Here is a 16,893-nt window from a genome sequence, read left to right as displayed (position 1 = left end):
GACTGCCTGAATGCGGTCACGGGAACCGGTCTTCGCGAGAATGCGGCCCACATGGGTCTTCACCGTCGACTCGGCGAGATGAAGACGCGTGGCTATCTCCGTGTTCGTCCAGCCCTGGCCGATGACCGTGAGGATTTCGCGTTCCCGGTCGGTGAGGGACGCGAGGCGGGCGTCCTCCTGTGTACCGGCCTCCGTGCCGGGGCCGGCCGGGAGGTGGTGGACGTAGGCGTCAAGGAGGCGGCGGGTCAGGCTGGGAGCGACGACCGCGTCGCCGGTGGCCACCGCGCGGATGCCGGCGAGGAGCTCCTCGGGCTGGGCGTCCTTGACGAGGAAGCCGGAGGCGCCTGCGCGGAGGCCGGCGTAGGCGTACTCGTCCAGGTCGAAGGTGGTGACGATCAGGATGCGGGTGCGGTCGCCGGCGGCGGTGATGCGGCGGGTCGCCTCGATGCCGTCGAGGCCGGGCATGCGAATGTCCATGAGGACGACATCGGGGCGGAGCTCGGCCGCCAGGCGGACCGCCTCGCTGCCGTTCGGTGCCTCGCCCACGACCGTCATGTCGTCCTGGCTCTCCAGCAGCATGCGGGAGCCGAAACGCTGAAGGGGCTGGTCGTCGGCGATCAGAACCGTGGTCACTGCGGGGATTCCTCCGGGAGATGCAGGCGGACACGCCAGCCCTGCTCGGGGTGGGGGCGCGGGCCGGCCTCAAGTGTGCCGCCGTACAGGGCCGTTCGCTCGCGCATTCCGGGAAGTCCCCGGCCCCCACGGTCGCGGCCGGGACCGTCGGCGGGGTGGCCGTGGCCCGTGTCCGTGATCGTTACGGTGACGGAGGCCTTCAACTCGTAGGAGAGCTCTATCGCGGCGGTGGCGTCGGGGCCGCCGTGCTTGAGGGTGTTGGTGAGGGCTTCCTGGATGACGCGGTAGACGGTGAGCTGGCGGCCCGGCGGGAGGTCGGGGACCCCGTGGGTGGTGGTGCTGACGGGGAGGCCCGTGGAGCGGACGCCGTCGAGGAGCCCGTCGAGGTCGGTGAGACCGGGCTGGGGGGTCAGCTCGGCCTGTTGCTTCTCCTCCTCGCGCAGGACGTCGAGGAGGCGCCGGAGTTCGGTGAGGGCCTGACGGCTGGTGCCGGCGATGGCGTCCAGGGCCTGGGCGGCGCGTTCGGGGGACTTGGCGGCCGCGTACCGGCCCCCGTCGGCGAGGCCGGTGATGACGGAGAGGTTGTGGCCGATGATGTCGTGCATCTCGCGGGCGATGCGGGCACGTTCGGCGGCGGTGGCGAGCTGTGCCTGCTGGTCGCGTTCCGTCTCCAGGCGGCGGGCCCGGTCCTCCAGCGCCTCCGTGTAGCCGCGGCGGGTGCGGACCGTGACGCCGATGAGGACGGCCACCGTGACGGACAACAGGTGGGAGCCGATCTGCTGGTCCCAGGTCCCCTCCCCGTGGCGGGCGGCCGACAGCAGGACCGGGGCGAGCACCAGGGCCGTCGCCCACCACAAGTCGCGCAAAGGGCGGCGCAGGGCGAGATGGTAGACGAGGACCAGCTGGAGCAGAGCCGCCTGGAGGGCCGCGCCCGTCCAGGCGTTGGCGACGGCGAAGGGGACCATGACGGCCAGGGCGGCCCCGGGGTGGGTACGGCGCCGGACGAGGGGGACCGAGAGGCCGAGGCTCATGGTCAGGAGCAGCCAGCCGGGGACGTCGAGGCTGTGGGCGTTGTGGCGCCAGCCGCCGCCGGCGTAGTCGATCAGGGCGGCTGTCACCCAGAAAGCGGTGAAGTGCAGGTCCCACAGCAGCGGGTGGCGTCGGTCGAAGGCGCGCACCCTGCGGGTGAGGCGGTGGGCGTACTCGGTGAGGGGCTCCGGCGCCCGGTTTTCCGTCACGGGGTCCATCGTGAGGGTTGCGGTGCCGGGCGTCACACGTCTCGGCGGCGCAGGACCGCCGAGGCGAGCGTGAGGACGGCCGCCGTCCCCAGGGCCATGGCCAGGAGGGCGGACGACCGTCCGGTCGCCGTAGCGTTTGTGCGTTCGTGTGCCGTCAGCATGCTTCGATGCTCGTGCGGGCGGGGGCGGCGGGCGTCGGACCGGTGGGGTAATCGGGGTGAGGGGCGTCGTACCCGGGTACTACCGTGGCTCGCATGAGCTATGTGATCCGGTCCGTGCGTGCTGATGAGTGGCCTGCGGCGAAGGAGCTGCGGCTGGCGGCGCTGCGGGACCCGGTGGCGCACCTGGCGTTCCTTGAGACGTACGAGGAGGCCGCAGCCCGGCCCGACTCCTTCTGGCAGGAGCGGACGGCGGGGGCCTGCGAGGGGGCGGACAGGACGCAGCAGATCATCGCCGAGGGGCCGGACGGGCGGTGGGTGGGGACGCTGACCGTGTTCGTGGAGGAACCAGGGACGACCGACTGGGCCGGGTTTCCGGTGGAGCGGAAGCAGGGGCATGTGGTCGGCGTGTTCGTGCGGCCGGAGGAGCGCGGGAGCGGACTGACCGAGGTGCTGTTCGACGCGGCGCTGGAGTGGTCGTGGGCTCAGGGGCTCGAGCGGGTGCGGCTCATCGTGCACGAGGAGAACGGACGGGCGCAGCGGTTCTACCGGCGGGTGGGGTTCCTGCCGAGTGGAGTGATCGTGCCGCTCGGGGACGCGGGGGAGCGGGAGTTGGAGTTCGTGCTCGAGCGGGAGTGAGCCTGTTCGGAGTGGGGGCTCAGACCGGCAGTTCGTCGTGCGGCCAGCGGGCGCGGCCCTGTTCGCGGGACCGGAGCAGGGCCAGGGTCGGCATGCCCCGGTCCGCTCCGGTGGCCAGCAGCTCCGGAAGCTGGGGAAGCGGGGCCACGGCCGCGACGTCGTCCAGGACGAGCGTCATTGGTGGGTCGAGGCGACCGGCCGATGACCGTTCGGCCATGTGCCGGCCGCGCTCGACCACGCTCGAGACGAGGGCCGTCAGGAAGGGCATCGCGCCCGGGTTCGTCCTGGGGTCCTCGATGGATTCCCCCACCACATAAAGCGTGCCCCCTTCGTGGACGAAGGAATCCAAGGCGAGGGCATCAGTTCGGTTCGGAGTGCAGGCTTCGCGGATGTTGACCGTGGAGAGGGCGGCGAGGGCACGGGTCGTCAGTTGCTGGGCCATGTCCCGGCGTTCGGGGTGGGCCGTGAGGGCGCCTTCGAGTTCGCCCGCGGAGCCGGGGGCCGCCTTGGGGTTGGTGCGGAGGATGCGTACGGCGTCCTGGATCTGGGTGCCCTGGGACCAGCGGTGGACGTGGCGGATGGTGCGGCCGTCGATCGCTGCGGCGTGCAGGTAGCTCCGCAGGAGGGTGGTGGCCGTGTCACTGAGGGCCTGGTCGAGTTTGGCCGTGGGGCGGACGGGGGTGAGGAGGGCGGTGGCGCGTGCGGCTGCCGTTGCCTTGTCCTCGCAGCCGGTGGTGGGTGACCAGTGGAGGCGGGACGGGGTGTCGCAGAGGTGGGTGGGGTCGTAGAGGTGGGTGGGGCCCAGTTTGGCTCTGGCGTCTTTGGTTTCCTGCCAGAGGGTGGGGTTCGACGTGACGATGAGGGCGGGGCCTTCCGCGTCGCGTACGGCCTGGGCCGCGGTGACTTGGCGGGTTTCCCTCGGGGCTACGAGGATTCTTTCCCACCCGCCCACCCGTTCCTGCCCGAACAGAGATGCCGGGGTCGCGGGGACGATTGCCGCCTGGGAGGAGCCGGCCGGGCTCGCCAGGGCATCCGGGCGGCTCGCCGTGGAGTCCAGGGGGCTCGCCGTAAAGTCCAGAGGGCTCGCGGGGTCGGAGGGTGAGCGGCGAGGGGTCGGGACCTCGTGCTGCGTCGCGGGGGATGCGTGGTGCTGTCCCGGGGCCGGGACCTCGTGTTGTGTCGAGGGGGATGCGTGGTGCTGCCCGGGGGTCGGGACCTCGTGTCGCGTCGGCGTGGGGCCATGGTGCTGCGCCGGGGCCGGGACCTCGTGCTGTACGGGTTCGTGTGTCTCGTACGGGGTGGCTCCCCGATCCGGGGTACCGGACGTCGCCGGCCCCTTCGCCGCTGTCGCCCTTTCCTCCCGGCGCCTCGCCCGCACCGCCCGCCACCGGGCCAGTGTGCCCATCACGAACACGGTCAGGACGACCAGGATCATCAGCTGGCCGATGAGCAGCCCCCAGAACAGGCCGTAGCCGGAGAGTTCGCCGGGGGGTGTGCCGGGCCAGGCGCCGGGGATGTCGTGGGGCCTGGCGACGAGGTCGCGCATGGCCAGGGGCGTGCGGGCGAAGGTGACGCCGGACGGCCAGGAGCCGTGGGCGAACCAGGCGGCGAGGCCGGTGGCCGTCCAGACCAGCAGGGTCATGCCGAGGAGGAACGCGAGTATGCCGATCAGCAGGCCGTCGGGGATGCCTCCCTGGCCGTCCCGCTGGGGGTGGCGGTCGTCCGGTCTCACGCGGTCCTCCCCTGCTGCCTATGCCACCGTTGATTCGGAGTCGCCCAGGTGGTGCTCCACGAAGGCCGCGGCCCGTTCCTCCGCCTCGAGTTCGGCGGCGTGCAGGGCGTCCGTGAGGTCGCGGGAGGACTCGGTCATCGCGCGGTCGGTGAAGACCAGGGGGCGTTCGGTCTCGGTGATCAGGTGTTTGACGACCTGGACGTTGCCGTTGACGTCCCAGACGGCGATGCCGGGGGTGAGGGTCGGGATGATCTCGACCGCCCACCTGGGCAGCCCGAGCACGCGTCCCGTCGCCCTCGCCTCGTCCGCCTTCTGGGCGTAGATCGTCCTGGTGGAGGCCATCTTCAGGATCGCCGCCGCTTCCTTGGCGGCGGCTCCGTCCACGACGTCGGACAGGTGGTGGACGACCGCCACGAAGGACAGGCCCAGGCGTCGGCCGAACTTCAGCAGGCGCTGGAACAGCTGGGCGACGAAGGGGCTGTTGATGATGTGCCAGGCCTCCTCGACCAGGAAGATGCGCTTCTTCCGGTCGGGGCGGATCCAGGTGTGCTCCAGCCACACGCCGACGATCGCCATGAGGATGGGCATGGCGATGGAGTTGCGGTCGATGTGGGACAGGTCGAAGACGATGAGCGGGGCGTCGAGGTCGATGCCGACCGTGGTGGGGCCGTCGAACATGCCGCGCAGGTCACCGTCGACCAGACGGTCCAGGACCAGGGCGACGTCGAGGCCCCAGGCCCGTACGTCGTCTATGGCGACGTTCATCGCCTCGGCCGACTCGGGTTCGGGGTGGCGCAGCTGCTCGACGATGTCGGTCAGGACCGGCTGGCGGTCGACGATGGTCTCGTTGACGTAGGCGTGGGCGACCTTGAGGGCGAAGCCGGAGCGTTCGTCGAGGCCGTGCCCCATCGCGACCTCGATGATCGTCCGGAGCAGCGCGAGCTGGCCGGTGGTGGTGATCGCGGGGTCGAGCGGGTTGAGGCGGATCCCCATGTCCAGGGCGGCCGTCGGGTCCAGACGGATGGGGGTTATCCCCAGCTCCTGCGCGATGAGGTTCCACTCGCCGACGCCGTCCTCGCCCTGGGCGTCCAGGACGACGACCTGGCGGTCGCGGAAGCGGAGCTGGCGCAGCACGTACGTCTTCTCCAGCGCCGACTTGCCGTTGCCGGACTCGCCGAGGACCAGCCAGTGCGGGGCGGGCAGCTGTTGGCCGTAGAGCTGGAAGGGGTCGTAGATGTAGCCCTTTCCGGAGTACACCTCGCGGCCGATGATGACGCCGGAGTCGCCGAGGCCGGGGGCGGCGGTCGGGAGGTAGACCGCCTGGGCCTGGCCCGTGGACGTGCGCACCGGGAGCCTGGTCGTCTCGACCTTCCCGAAGAGGAAGGAGGTGAAGGCGTCGGTGAGGACGGACAGCGGATCCCGCATCAGGTCCTACCTCCGAATGCCGGTGGCGAAGGGAAGGGTGTTCACGAAGGCGCGGTGGTGCTCGCGGTCGCACCATTCCAGCTTGAGGTACGACTTTCCTGCCGAGGCCCTGATCGTCCGCTTGTCGCGGGCGAGGGCGTCGGGGGAGCGGGAGCTGACGGTGATGTAGCCGACGAGGTTGACGCCGGCGGCGCCGCTGGCGAGGTCCTCGCCGCGCTGGTCGAGCCGGGAGTGCGCGGCGACGTCACGCGGGTCGACGGTGCGGTTCATCTTGGCGGCGCGGGACGCCTCGGCCTCGTCGTTGGTCTTCTCGGTGAGCATGCGCTCGATGGCGACCTCGGTGGGTTCGAGGTCCATGGTGACGGCGACCGTGCGGATGACGTCCGGGGTGTGGACGAGCAGCGGGGCGAGGAAGTTGACGCCGACGGGGGTCATCGGCCACTCCTTCACCCAGGCCGTGGCGTGGCACCAGGGGGCGCGGGTGGAGGACTCGCGGGTCTTGGCCTGGAGGTAGGTGGGCTCCATGGCGTCCAGTTCGGCCGGCCAGGCGTTGCGCTTGGTCATCGCCTGGATGTGGTCGATGGGGTGGTCCGGGTCGTACATGGAGTGGATCAGCGAGGACAGCCGTCCCTGACCGAGGGGCTGGCGGACGCGGATGTCGGCTTCCTGCAGGCGCGAGCAGATGTCGGTGAGCTCGCGGGCCATGACGACGGCGAGTCCGGCGTCCCGGTCGACCTTGCCGCCGTGGGCGCGGGCGGCCCGGGCCATGGCGTTGGCCTCGGCGGCGAGTTCGCGCGTGTAGTGCATGCAGGCGACGAGGTAGGCGCGGTGCTGCTCGCTGCTGGTGGACACCATGGACTGGAGCTGGTCGTAGGACTCCTGGAGCCACGGCAGGGCCTTTTCGTCGCCGCGGACGGCGACGTCCTTGGCGTGGGCGTCCGGGTCGGCGGGGAGAGTACGGGCCAGCATCTGGATGCGGGTGACGAAGCCGTCGCCGTTGGCCACGTGCTTGAGCAGGGTGCCGAAGCGGTCGACGAGGGCTTCCTGGTCCTCGCTGTCACGCAGGCCGACGCCGGGGCCCTCGATCTCGATGGCGGCGGTGACGGTCTTGCGGTCGGCGTGCAGGAGCACGGCGATCTCGTCGGGGCCGAAGGGGGCGGCCAGCCAGGTGATGCGGCCGATGCCCGGGGGCGGGCCGACCTCGATCTCCTTGCCGTCCAGCCGGGTACCGGCCTCGATGGCCGTGGAGCGGTAGGTGGTGCCCTGCTTGAGGGTCCGCTTGTAGCTGCGGTTGATCTCGAACCACTTGTAGAAGGTGCGGTGCTTGTACGGCACGTACACCGCGGCCAGCGCCAGCATCGGGAACCCCGCGAGCAGCACGATGCGCAGCGACAGGACCGGGACGAGGAGCCCGCACATCATGCCGAGGAACGCGCCCACGACGATCAGGGCGATCTCGCCGGTCTCGCGGTTGCGGCCGATGATCGCGTTCGGCCGGGCGCGGCCGATCAGATATGTCCGGCGGGGCGTGACCGGATGGGACACGTGGGACTCGGTCGTCAACGCCCTTCACCTCCCGTGCGGTTGGTACTGCTGTTGCGGGTGTTGCGGGTGTTGCGGGTGTTGCTGGCGTGGGGAGTGTTGACGGGGCTGCTCGAACGGGGGGCGGGTGCGGCGGAGGGGACAGATCCGCCGCCGCCGTTCGAGGTGCGCGCGCTGTGCGCGGCGACTCCCCCGGAGGCGGGGTTGCTGGGGCGGGGTGCGGAGGACTGGCTGCCTCCGCCGTTGTTGTCGGCGCGGGTGCTGTGGGTCTTGATGCCCTGCGCGACGAGGGACGCCGGGGAGCTGATGACGGCCGCGGCCTTGCTCTCGGCGCCCTGCATGAGGCGGTTGTTGCGGGAGCCGGCGATCTCGTCGCCGAAGCCGGGGACGAAGCGGTAGATCATCGCGCTGGCGAAGATGGCGAGCAGGATGATGGCGAGGCCGGAGACGACGGCGGAGAAGGCGTTCGGGCCGTCGTCGGCGGAGAGTGCGCCGGCGAGGCCGAGGACGATGACGATGACCGGCTTGATGAGGATGACCGCGATCATGATGCCGGCCCAGCGGCGGACGTGGCCCCACAGGTTCTTGTCGACGAGGCCGGCGTAGACGACGGTGCCGAGGAGGGCGCCGACGTAGAGGAGCGCGGCCCTGATGACGAGCTCCAGCCAGAGGACTCCGGCGGCGAGGATGCTGACCAGGGAGACGACGATCAGCATGATCGGGCCGCCGCCGATGTCCTCGCCCTTCTTGAGGGCTTCGGAGAACGTGCCGAAGAAGGCGTCGGTCTGGTCGCCGGTGGCTTTGGCGAGGACCTCGGTGACGCCGTCGGTGGCGGAGACGACGGTGTAGAGGATGAGGGGGGTGAAGGCGGAGGCCAGCACCGTGAGCCACAGGAAGCCGATGGCTTCGGACAGGGCGGTGGTCAGGGGGACGCCGCGGACGGCTCGCTTGGCGACGGCCAGGAGCCAGAGCAGGAGCGTGAGGATCGTCGACGCGGCGAAGACGACGGCGTACTGCTGGAGGAACTTGGGGTTGGTGAAGTCGACGTTGGCGGTCTCCTTCACGGCGTCGCTGAGCTTGTCGACGGTCCAGGAGGCGGCGTCGGCACAGCCCTTGGCGAGGGAGGAGAGCGGGTCGAGGGTGGAGGTGGGGTCCAGCCGGGAGGTACCGCTGCCGGTGCGGTCGCCGGTGTCGCCTTCGCAGATTTCCAGGGCCCGGCCGGAGAGCAGGGAGCAGTTGTCGTTGCTGGGGCTGGGCGAGGGCGTGGGAGCGGCTGTCGCCCGGGTGGCGAACAGGACCAGGGCGGTCTGCACGGCGGTGAGGGTTGCGGCGACCTTGACTGAGCGGCGCGGGCTACCGGGCATAAGTGAACCCTCCGAACTCCTCGACGGCCTTCGAGATGGCGTCCGACGTCGACACCCTGTTGTCGCCGTTGACCGGCGCGGGGCCTTCCTTCTGGGAGAAGCTGTCGACCTTCCAGTCGCCGTCGGTCCAGCGCAGCTGGAGGGTCATGGTGAACCAGTCGTTGGTGACGGGGTTCTGTGAGCTCTCCCCGGTCATCCCGAACACGCCCGTGCACCAGACCTCGACGGTGGCGGTGTTGCCCGAGTAGTCGGTGGCCTTGGTGCCGACCGGCATCGTGCGGGAGACGTAGGTGCTGCCCTTGGGCGCCTCGCCGTTCGCGTCGAGACCCACCTTCTCCAGGAACGCCTTGCTGTAGACCTGGTCGAGGTTTCTCTCCAGCTCGGAGACCTTGTCGGCGTCGAACACCTGACGGACGATCTCGGGCCGCCGCGCCGGCTTGAGGATGTCGGCGGAGACGAGGGCGACGGCGTAGTTCGCCGCGGCGCTCTCCGCTCCCTCCTGGTCCTGGGCGAAGCCCGAAGGGATGCCGGCGGCGGACTTGGACTTGACGGGGCGCTGGCCGGAGGGGGCCGTCGCCGTCGAGTCCGGCTTGCCCGAGGAACTGTCCGTCGAAGAGGGCGAGTCACCGTCCCCCCGGTTGGCGAAAGCGATTGCTGCGATCAGGAGGACCACCACGCCGACCACTGTCACCAGGCTGCGGGACGAGGAGCGGCGGCGGGGGTCGGCGAAGGCGTCGCCGGAGTCGGGCAGGCGGGTGCGGGTCTGGCCCGTGCCGCCGTAGCCACCGGAGGACTCGTGGTCGTCACCGAGACTCATGCCGCGTACGCCCCCTCGACGTCGTGCGGAAACACTTCGTACCGGTCGTACTTTCCATACTCCTCGTACGACGGTAGCCGTGCTGGTTCCCGCGCGGGCGCGGTGTGGTGACTCGACATCAGGGAAACGCAACCTCAGCCGGTGGGCACGACGGGCGGGTGGGATGGAGGAGGGGGGAGCGAACCGGGCGTCCCGGCGGGGGTACGGGTGCGCCCGGGCTACACGGCCATGCCGTACACGATGGTGAAGAGAGTGCCGAGGGAGCCGATGATGAAGACTCCTGTGAGGCCGGCGATGATGAGGCCCTTGCCCTGCTCCGCGCTGAAGGTGTCGCGCAGGGCGGTGGCTCCGATGCGCTGCTTGGCGGCGCCCCAGATGGCGATGCCGAGGCAGAGCAGGATGGCCACCGCCATCACGACCTCGATCATCACCTTCGCCTCGTTGCCCAGGCTGCCGAAGGGGCCCCAGTCCGGAGCGATCCCGCCGATGATGGTGTTGATGTCTCCCTTGTCGGCCGCAAAGAGCATGTAAGTCACCGCCCCTGTTGGGTAGTTCCGCACCCTCTGCGGTCGTGCAGAGGTCAGGCCTCATTGTCGCCGACAATGATGCTGTCGGATGTCGACTTGGCGTCATTGATTGGCGGGTTTCGTACGAATACCTTGCCACCGTTCCGCTCCGGGCCCTAGGGGAGGTGACGGGCGGTGTACGAAGGATCGTATGGTCACTCTGTGTATCACGGCAGGTCACGCCGGGCAATGAGGCCTGAGCGGAACCTGGTGTGCGGTTCCGTCGTTGTGCCCTCTTGCGGCCTTTCCCACCTTTGGGGGCCGTTTCTGACGGCTGGTCGGGTGAGTGGTCGCGCCGGTGTTCTCCGGGTGAAGGCTACCTGGCAAGGCGAAGGGGCCGCGGCTGGGATGCCGCGGCCCCTTCGTTTCCCCGCCGTCCCGGGCCCCCACGGCGCCGGGCGGCGTCCCCCGGTGACGGTCTGTCACCGGGGGGAGGTGCGTCAGCCGGTGAAGGCGCCGAGTCCCTCCGGGGTGCCCAGACCGGTCGGGCCGTCGTAGCCCGTCCGGGCGGTGCAGAAGTAGCTGGTGGTGCAGCTGCCGTTGCTGCCGCTGGTGACGTCGTTCAGGGCGGTGGTCTTCGCGTAGGGGAACTTGGCCGGGTAGGAGCCGGTGGACGGGGTGCCCGCGAGGGCGTAGACGCTCGCGATGATCGGGGCGGAGGCGCTGGTGCCGCCGTAGGTCGCCCAGCCCTGGCCGTCGGCGCCGTAGGTGTCGTAGACCGAGACGCCGGTCGCCGGGTCGGCGACGGCCGAGACGTCGGCGATCATGCGCTTGGCGCAGCCGGTGTCGGTCTGCCAGGTGGGCTTGGCGTCGTAGGCGGAGCAGCCGGAGCCGGTGCCTTCGGTGCTGCTGGTCCGCCAGACGCTCTCGGTCCAGCCGCGGGTGGTGGAGGAGGGGGAGAGGCTGGTGCCGCCGACGGCCGTCACGTACTTGGAGGCAGCCGGGTACTCGGCGCCGTAGCCCGCGTCGCCCGCGCTGACGGTGATGGCGACGCCCGGGTGGTTGAAGTAGGCGGAGTCGTAGGAGGCGTCGGAGGAGGACTCGCCGCCGCCGTAGCTGTTGGAGACGTACTTGGCGCCGAGGGCGACGGCCTCGTTGACGGCGGTGCCGAGGTTGGCCATGGACGCCGACTTCGCCTCGACGAGGGTGATGTGGCAGTTCGGGCAGACGGCGCTCGCCATGTCGAGGTCGAGGGATATCTCGCCGGCCCAGCCGCTGTCGGGGGTGGGGAGGGCGGTGGTGGAGCCGGTCTGGCTCACCTTCTTGAAGCAGCCGTTCGCGGTGGTGCAGGCGGGCAGGCCGTACTGGGAGCGGTAGGCGGCGAGGTCGGACTCGGCGTTGGGGTCGTCGTAGGCGTCGACGATGGCGATGGTCCGGCCGGAGCCGTTGCTCGCGGCGGCGGAGGTCAGGCCGTAGGCGCTGCGCAGGTCGGAGGGGCCGTAGCCGGAGGGGGAGGAGGCGTCGGCCGCTTTGGCGGAGATGCCGTGCTGCTGCTGGAAGGCGGTGCGGCCGCCGGTGACGCGCAGGGCGTTGCAGGCCATCTCGCCCTGGTGGCGGGGCAGGGCGCAGGAGCGGGTCCAGGTGACCTTGGCGGTGCCCGGGTCCGCGGCCTGGGCGTGGGCGGCGGTGGTGAGGCCGGTGAGGAGGAGTGCGGCGGTGGCGGTGACGGCGGACGCCACGCGGTGCCATCTGAGACGGGACGTGGGGGAGTTGGGGGATGTCGTGCGCAAGGTACAGCCTCCTGGCAGTGGTGGGCAGAGGCCTGCGGGTGGGGGAACCGCCGGTGTGTTTCCCGGCGGGGGCGGCGACCCGCGACGACGATCGCTTGTTGAGTACGTGACAACAAGACGGTGATCGGAATCCTGACTTCCGCCTTACTGAAGAGGGTGCGGGGCTTACCTGTCGCTGACGGCTCGATGGCTGTGCGATGGGGGCGGCTTGACTGATGCTCCTCTCACCTTCGTGGGGCACAGTCGCTCGGGTGAAGCGCGTCCTGACCGTCGCCGTGATCCTCGTCGCCCTCCTCACCGCGTCCACCGCGACCGCCGACGACGGGGCCGGGCCCTTCGGTGTGACCGTCACCGTGGCCGACGCCCGGGTCGGGGTGCTCCTGCGTGCCGCAGGGGGAGGGCACTTCTGTACGGCGTCCGTGGTGGAGGCGCCGCACCGGGATCTGATCGTCACCGCGGCGCACTGCCTGGGCGGCGACGCAGGGCTGGTGTTCGTGCCGGGTTACCGGAGCGGGCGTGCGCCCTACGGGGAGTGGACGGTGCAGCGGCGGTTCCTGCCCCGTGGGTGGGTGGAGGGACGGCACGAGGACAGTGACGTGGGATTCGCCGTGCTCGCGCCCCGCGGCGGCAGGGAGGTCCAGGACGTCGTCGGCGGGAACCGGTTCGTGACCGGTACGGCTACGGGGGCCACCGGAGTGACCGTCACCGGGTACCCCGACGCCCGTGAGACTCCCGTCAGATGCACCGACAAGCCGTCCGCGCTCGGGCGCACCCAGCAGCGCATCGCGTGCCCCGGCTTCAGCGGGGGCACGAGCGGCAGCCCCTGGGTGAACGGGGACGGAGAGGTCGTCGGGGTCCTCGGCGGGCACGACCAGGGCGGGACGACTCCCGGGGTCTCCTACAGCGTGGTCCTCGGCGCGCAGGCCCGGCGGTTGTACCGGCAGGTGGCGGGGCACCCGTGACGCGCCGCGACCCCGTGCGCCGGCCGGAGCCGTTGTGCTCTCGCCATGCTGCCCGTGACGCGCCGCGACCCCGTGCGCCGGCCGGAGCCGTCGTGCTCTCGCCGCGCTGCCCGTGCCGCGCCCGGTTCCCCCGTCCGCTCCGACTCTTCTCCCCGTGATCATTCCCGGGCGTGCCGGCCGCCTCTACACTGGCCAACGGACTCCTGGGCGGCGAGGGGCGGTTGACGGTGCGTAAGGCGTGGATCGTGGCGAGCGTTGCGATCAGCTCCGCCCTGGCCTTCGTGATGCTGCTCGTCGTCGGGGTCTATCTCGTCGCCGGAAACCTGGTCAACGGCGTGGGCGGCGGGGTGAAATCGCTGGCCAAGGGGTCGGTGCCCGCCGCGTACGCGGCCCTCGTGCAGAAGTGGGGCAACCTCTGCCCCGCCATCAGCCCGGCCCTGCTCGCCGCCCAGCTCTACCAGGAGAGCGGCTTCAACCCCAGAGCCCAGAGCCAGGCCGCCGCGCAGGGCATAGCGCAGTTCATCCCCGGCACCTGGGCCGGCCACGGCATCGACGGCGACGGCGACGGCGACCGTGACGTGTGGGATCCGAAGGACGCGATCCCCTCGGCCGCCTCCTACGACTGCGAACTCGCCTCGTACGTGAAGAAGGTTGGCGGGAATGCGACCGAGAACATGCTCGCCGCCTACAACGCGGGGGCGTACGCGGTGATCAAGTACGGGGGCGTGCCGCCGTACAGCGAGACCCGGAACTACGTGAAGCGGATCACGACGCTCTCGGAGAGCTTCGCCGCGCCGGTCGGACGGGTCGACCCCTCCGAGCAGGCCGCGGCCGCGATCGAGTACGCGCAGAAGAAGCTCGGCACGCCTTATCTGTGGGGCGGTACCGGCACCGCTGAGCAGGGCGGACGCTTCGATTGCTCGGGACTGACCCAGGCCGCCTACGAGACCGTGGGCATCAAGCTCCCGCGCGTGGCCAACGACCAGTACAACGCCGGCCCGCACCCCTCGCGGGACGAACTGCTCCCCGGCGACCTGGTGTTCTTCTCGGACGACCTGACCAATTCCCGCGCCATCCGGCATGTCGGCATTTATGTCGGAGGCGGGTACATGATCGACGCGCCCCGGACCGGTGCCGTCATCCGGTTCGACCCGATCGACACGCCTGACTACTTCGGCGCCACCCGTGTCACCGAAGATGGCGCGAAAGCACTGCCCACGACGGTGTGAACCGTGCGTGAACCCACCCCCTGAGCTGCGAAGACTTGTCTCTCTTCGATAACGTCTGCGTGATCATTCGGTGGAGTGTGGAACGTATCAGCGGGGACCATGCGTTCCTGATGACGTAGCCGAGCAGACGTCCATTCGGTACGCGTCACGCACGCGTGCGGCGGAAGCGGATCTACAACCACGGGGGTGGCAGCAGCGGCGCACGCACGGGTGCGCCGGGACAGACGACGAAGGGGCCGCAGCACCATGGCTGGACTCGCCGATTCCGGGTCGAACCCTGACGTCGACCTGCTGTACGACATCAATGGCCTGGCCAAGGACGCACCGGCGTGGTTCGACCGCGTCATGGAGTACGTAGGTGAGTACGGCCTGCTGCTCGCCATCGTCCTGCTCGTGGTGTGGTGCTGGTGGTCCGTGCGGCGGCGTGGCGACGAGGACGCGGCGTCCACCGTCGCGGCGCTGGTCTGGGCGCCCTTGGCCGCCGGCATCGCCGTCCTGGTCAACGTGCCCATCCGGGGGTTCGTGGAGCGGCCCCGGCCGTTCCTGGACCACCAGGGTCTCGACGTGCTGGTCCAGGGCAAGACCGACTACTCGTTCGTCAGCGACCACGCGACGATCGTCATGGCCCTGGCGGTCGGCCTGTTCGTCGCCAACCGGAAGTTCGGGCTCGTCGGGCTCGTGCTGGCGCTGTTCGGCGGGTTCATCCGCGTCTACATGGGTGTGCACTACCCCACGGACGTCGTGGGCGGGTTCGCGCTGGGCACCGCCGTGGCGCTGCTGCTGTCGCCGCTCGCCATGGCCCTGCTGACGCCTCTGATGAAGGCCGTCGAGCGCTCGCCCCGGCTGGGATGGCTGGTGCGCAGCAGAGGGCGTGCCGAAGCGAAGGACACGGTGATCCCCGAGGCGCGCAACGAGCGGGCCTCGGAGCGGGACCTCGCCGCGTAGGGCAGGGCCGGCCGGCACGCGACCGGGCAAAACGCTCACGGGCCGGCCGGCACGCGACCGGGCTCGCTCATGGGCGGTCGGCACGCGACCGCGCTCACGGGCCGGCCGGCGCGTGACCGGCCAACCCGCTCACAGCGCCTGGGGATACGTGAAGAAGCGCTCGGGGTCGTACTGCTTCTTCAGCTTGGCCAGGCGGGTTGCCGCGTCTCCGTAGTACGCCTTGCGCCAGTCGGTCAGGGTCGGGTCCGTGTAGTTCTGGTAGGCCGCCCCCGAGGCGTGCGGGCGCATGGCCTTGTGGGCCGAGGCCAGCCAGTCGCGGGCCGTCGCACCGCTCGTGCCGGCCCGCCAGGCGCCGATGTACTGGGCCAGCATGCGCGAACGGCGGTGCACGAACGCCGTGGCGGTGGGGGAGACACGGTTCACCGCGCCGCCCAGGGCCGTGAGGGCGATGCTGCCGGTGCCGCCGCGTACCGAGGCGATCTGGGCCAGCAGTGTGCGGATTCCGGCCGTGGACAGGGAGCGGTCGAAGAAGTCCGACGCCGCGGCGTACGTCTCGCGGCCGAGCGCGCCCTTCGGTGAACGGCCCGGGGTCGAGCCGGGCAGATGGCACTGCGCGTCCGTCGGGAACGAGGAGCAGCCCGCGTACACCTCCATCGACTCCTCGTACGAGCGGCGCTTCAGGGAGACGCTGCGGGCGGGGGCGCCGACGCGGTCGGCCAGGCGGTCGACGGCGTTCTTCAGCTCGCCGTAGGTGCCCAGGGAGAACGCCGAGACCGAGACGGTCGGGGTGCCGCCCGCGGCGTTCGCCAGGTGCAGGGAGGACCAGATCTCGTCGGGCTGCGACGGGCCCCACTCCTGCCAGGCCTTCACCACCGCAGCAGCCTTCGACCAGGGCCAGGACAGGTACGCCGAGACGCCCTGCGGAGCCGGGTGGGTCTTGAAGTGCAGCTCCGTGACCACGCCGAAGTTGCCGTTGCCCGCGCCGCGCAGCGCCCAGAAGAGGTCCTTGTTCTCGCGGGCGTCGGCGGTGAGCTGCTTGCCGTCGGCGGTGATCAGGGTGGCCCGGGTGAGGCTGTCGCAGGTCAGGCCGTAGGCACGGGAGACCACGCCGTGGCCGCCGCCGAGGGTGAGGCCCGAGACGCCGACGGTCGGGCAGGAGCCGGCCGGGATGGTGACGCCCTTCGCGGCGAGTGCCCGGTAGACGTCGATGAGTTTGGCGCCGGCGCCGACCACGGCGGTGGTGCCCGAGGCCCGTACGCGGTTGAGTTTCGAGACGTCGATGATCAGGCGGCCGTCGCCGGAGGACCAGCCGGCGTAGGAATGGCCGCCGTTGCGGATCGCCACGCGCAGGGCGTGGGCGCGGGCGTAGGCCAGCGAGGTGCGGATGTCGTCCGGATGGGACACGTACGCGACCGCGGCGGGCTTCAGGTTGTCGAAGCGTGTGTTGTAGAGCTGCCGGGCCGCGGCCCAGTCGGCGTCGCCCGGGCGTATCAGGGGGCCCTCGAGATCGCGGGCCAGGGCGGACCAGTTGGCGGCGGTGGTTCTCGAGGTGGTGGACGTGCGCACGGCGTCGCCGGCCGTGGCCGTGGCCCCGGAGCGGCTGCCCGACTGGGTGCAGGCGGTGGTGAAGGGGGTCGCGGCCGCGGCGATCGCCGCCGTGCCGGCTGTGAGTATCGTGCGCCGTTCCATGGGGCCTCCCGGTGGTTCCGTCCTGGGAGACGGGGTGATGGGGGTGAGGGTTCCATGGTCCGGGCCCGGCCGGGAGGTGTCCGCCACGGTCTCAGCCCGTCGCGTGCCGCTCCGCGTCCGTACGCGCCTGGCTTCTCGCTCTTCGTGCCGGGCCACGCCACCCACAGATGCAGTGGGCCATGCAGAAACGGCCCTTGTCCATGGTCGTCGTGCGGTGTTCCGGG

At 70.9% G+C, this 16,893-nt stretch carries 15 protein-coding genes; 4 read left to right on the top strand and 11 right to left on the bottom strand.

Annotated features, from left to right (window positions below):
- From FDO69_RS37465 to FDO69_RS42815, 3 genes are all read right to left on the bottom strand, one after another.
- Window positions 1–633, bottom strand: a 633-nt coding sequence (locus tag FDO69_RS37465; RefSeq protein WP_104787751.1) for a response regulator, incomplete at its 3' end; no start/stop codon positions are given.
- A complete protein-coding gene (locus FDO69_RS37460) occupies window positions 630–1,880 on the bottom strand; it encodes a sensor histidine kinase (RefSeq protein WP_104787782.1) in 1,251 nt (416 codons plus the stop codon). The genes FDO69_RS37465 and FDO69_RS37460, both read right to left, overlap by 4 nt.
- A gap of 23 nt (window positions 1,881–1,903) precedes the next feature.
- Complete coding sequence (locus tag FDO69_RS42815; protein WP_267896272.1) at window positions 1,904–2,032, bottom strand: hypothetical protein; 129 nt, start codon at window positions 2,030–2,032, stop codon at window positions 1,904–1,906.
- 93 nt (window positions 2,033–2,125) lie between these two features.
- Between FDO69_RS42815 and FDO69_RS37455 the strand changes: the two genes are divergently transcribed.
- Window positions 2,126–2,668, top strand: a complete 543-nt coding sequence (locus FDO69_RS37455) for a GNAT family N-acetyltransferase (protein WP_104787748.1) — start codon at window positions 2,126–2,128, stop codon at window positions 2,666–2,668.
- A gap of 19 nt (window positions 2,669–2,687) precedes the next feature.
- On the opposite strand, the gene FDO69_RS41445 is transcribed toward FDO69_RS37455, so the two are convergent.
- From FDO69_RS41445 to FDO69_RS37415, 7 genes are all read right to left on the bottom strand, one after another.
- The gene (locus FDO69_RS41445; RefSeq protein WP_170320999.1) at window positions 2,688–4,400 is read right to left on the bottom strand and encodes a TraM recognition domain-containing protein; all 1,713 of its coding nucleotides are present in this window, start codon (window positions 4,398–4,400) and stop codon (window positions 2,688–2,690) included.
- Window positions 4,401–4,418: 18 nt separating this feature from the next.
- Complete coding sequence (locus tag FDO69_RS37440; protein WP_104787745.1) at window positions 4,419–5,825, bottom strand: ATP-binding protein; 1,407 nt, start codon at window positions 5,823–5,825, stop codon at window positions 4,419–4,421.
- A 6-nt stretch (window positions 5,826–5,831) separates the two neighbouring features.
- Window positions 5,832–7,388 (bottom strand): SCO6880 family protein, encoded by a 1,557-nt coding sequence (locus FDO69_RS37435; RefSeq protein WP_104787742.1) that lies wholly within the window; start codon window positions 7,386–7,388, stop codon window positions 5,832–5,834.
- On the bottom strand, window positions 7,385–8,731 hold the full coding sequence (locus tag FDO69_RS37430; protein WP_104787739.1) for a hypothetical protein: 1,347 nt from the start codon (window positions 8,729–8,731) through the stop codon (window positions 7,385–7,387). Before FDO69_RS37430 ends, FDO69_RS37435 begins: the two co-directional genes overlap by 4 nt.
- The gene (locus FDO69_RS37425; protein ID WP_104787736.1) at window positions 8,721–9,548 is read right to left on the bottom strand and encodes a DUF8175 domain-containg protein; all 828 of its coding nucleotides are present in this window, start codon (window positions 9,546–9,548) and stop codon (window positions 8,721–8,723) included. Before FDO69_RS37425 ends, FDO69_RS37430 begins: the two co-directional genes overlap by 11 nt.
- A 218-nt stretch (window positions 9,549–9,766) precedes the next feature.
- Complete coding sequence (locus FDO69_RS37420) at window positions 9,767–10,075, bottom strand: hypothetical protein (protein ID WP_003991275.1); 309 nt, start codon at window positions 10,073–10,075, stop codon at window positions 9,767–9,769.
- A 479-nt stretch (window positions 10,076–10,554) separates the two neighbouring features.
- Window positions 10,555–11,844 carry a S53 family peptidase gene (locus FDO69_RS37415; protein WP_104787733.1) on the bottom strand — a complete coding sequence of 430 codons (1,290 nt, stop codon included), beginning with the start codon at window positions 11,842–11,844 and terminating at the stop codon, window positions 10,555–10,557.
- Window positions 11,845–12,059: 215 nt separating this feature from the next.
- Here FDO69_RS37415 and FDO69_RS37410 point away from each other — a divergent pair, with 215 nt between their 5' ends.
- The 3 genes from FDO69_RS37410 to FDO69_RS37400 all read left to right on the top strand — a co-directional run bounded on the left by FDO69_RS37410 (window position 12,060) and on the right by FDO69_RS37400 (window position 14,980).
- Window positions 12,060–12,806 carry a trypsin-like serine peptidase gene (locus tag FDO69_RS37410; RefSeq protein WP_104787730.1) on the top strand — a complete coding sequence of 249 codons (747 nt, stop codon included), beginning with the start codon at window positions 12,060–12,062 and terminating at the stop codon, window positions 12,804–12,806.
- A 221-nt stretch (window positions 12,807–13,027) separates the two neighbouring features.
- Window positions 13,028–14,035, top strand: coding sequence for an NlpC/P60 family protein (locus FDO69_RS37405; RefSeq protein ID WP_234388271.1), 1,008 nt, complete (start codon window positions 13,028–13,030; stop codon window positions 14,033–14,035).
- A gap of 246 nt (window positions 14,036–14,281) precedes the next feature.
- Window positions 14,282–14,980 (top strand): phosphatase PAP2 family protein, encoded by a 699-nt coding sequence (locus tag FDO69_RS37400; protein WP_104787727.1) that lies wholly within the window; start codon window positions 14,282–14,284, stop codon window positions 14,978–14,980.
- A 129-nt stretch (window positions 14,981–15,109) separates the two neighbouring features.
- Here the strand turns inward: FDO69_RS37400 and FDO69_RS37395 are convergent, their stop codons facing one another.
- Entirely contained in the window at window positions 15,110–16,669 is a 1,560-nt protein-coding gene (locus tag FDO69_RS37395; RefSeq protein WP_104787724.1) for an FAD-binding oxidoreductase, read from the bottom strand.
- Window positions 16,670–16,893 lie beyond the last annotated feature (224 nt).

Source organism: Streptomyces tibetensis (assembly GCF_007655005.1).
Taxonomy (GTDB): Bacteria; Actinomycetota; Actinomycetes; order Streptomycetales; family Streptomycetaceae; genus Streptomyces; species Streptomyces tibetensis.
The sequence above is the reverse complement of the archived record's forward strand: the minus strand, read 5'-3'. Positions and strand labels throughout refer to the sequence as shown.

What these genes read in the sequence shown, in the direction of transcription:
- FDO69_RS37455 (WP_104787748.1), top strand. Translation starts at nt 2,126, where the DNA reads ATGAGCTATGTGATCCGGTCCGTGCGTGCTGATGAGTGGCCTGCGGCG.
- FDO69_RS37420 (WP_003991275.1), bottom strand. Translation starts at nt 10,075, where the DNA reads ATGCTCTTTGCGGCCGACAAGGGAGACATCAACACCATCATCGGCGGG.
- FDO69_RS42815 (WP_267896272.1), bottom strand. Translation starts at nt 2,032, where the DNA reads ATGCTGACGGCACACGAACGCACAAACGCTACGGCGACCGGACGGTCG.
- FDO69_RS37425 (WP_104787736.1), bottom strand. Translation starts at nt 9,548, where the DNA reads ATGAGTCTCGGTGACGACCACGAGTCCTCCGGTGGCTACGGCGGCACG.
- FDO69_RS37460 (WP_104787782.1), bottom strand. Translation starts at nt 1,880, where the DNA reads ATGGACCCCGTGACGGAAAACCGGGCGCCGGAGCCCCTCACCGAGTAC.
- FDO69_RS37395 (WP_104787724.1), bottom strand. Translation starts at nt 16,669, where the DNA reads ATGGAACGGCGCACGATACTCACAGCCGGCACGGCGGCGATCGCCGCG.
- FDO69_RS37410 (WP_104787730.1), top strand. Translation starts at nt 12,060, where the DNA reads ATGCTCCTCTCACCTTCGTGGGGCACAGTCGCTCGGGTGAAGCGCGTC.
- FDO69_RS37430 (WP_104787739.1), bottom strand. Translation starts at nt 8,731, where the DNA reads ATGCCCGGTAGCCCGCGCCGCTCAGTCAAGGTCGCCGCAACCCTCACC.
- FDO69_RS37440 (WP_104787745.1), bottom strand. Translation starts at nt 5,825, where the DNA reads ATGCGGGATCCGCTGTCCGTCCTCACCGACGCCTTCACCTCCTTCCTC.
- FDO69_RS37400 (WP_104787727.1), top strand. Translation starts at nt 14,282, where the DNA reads ATGGCTGGACTCGCCGATTCCGGGTCGAACCCTGACGTCGACCTGCTG.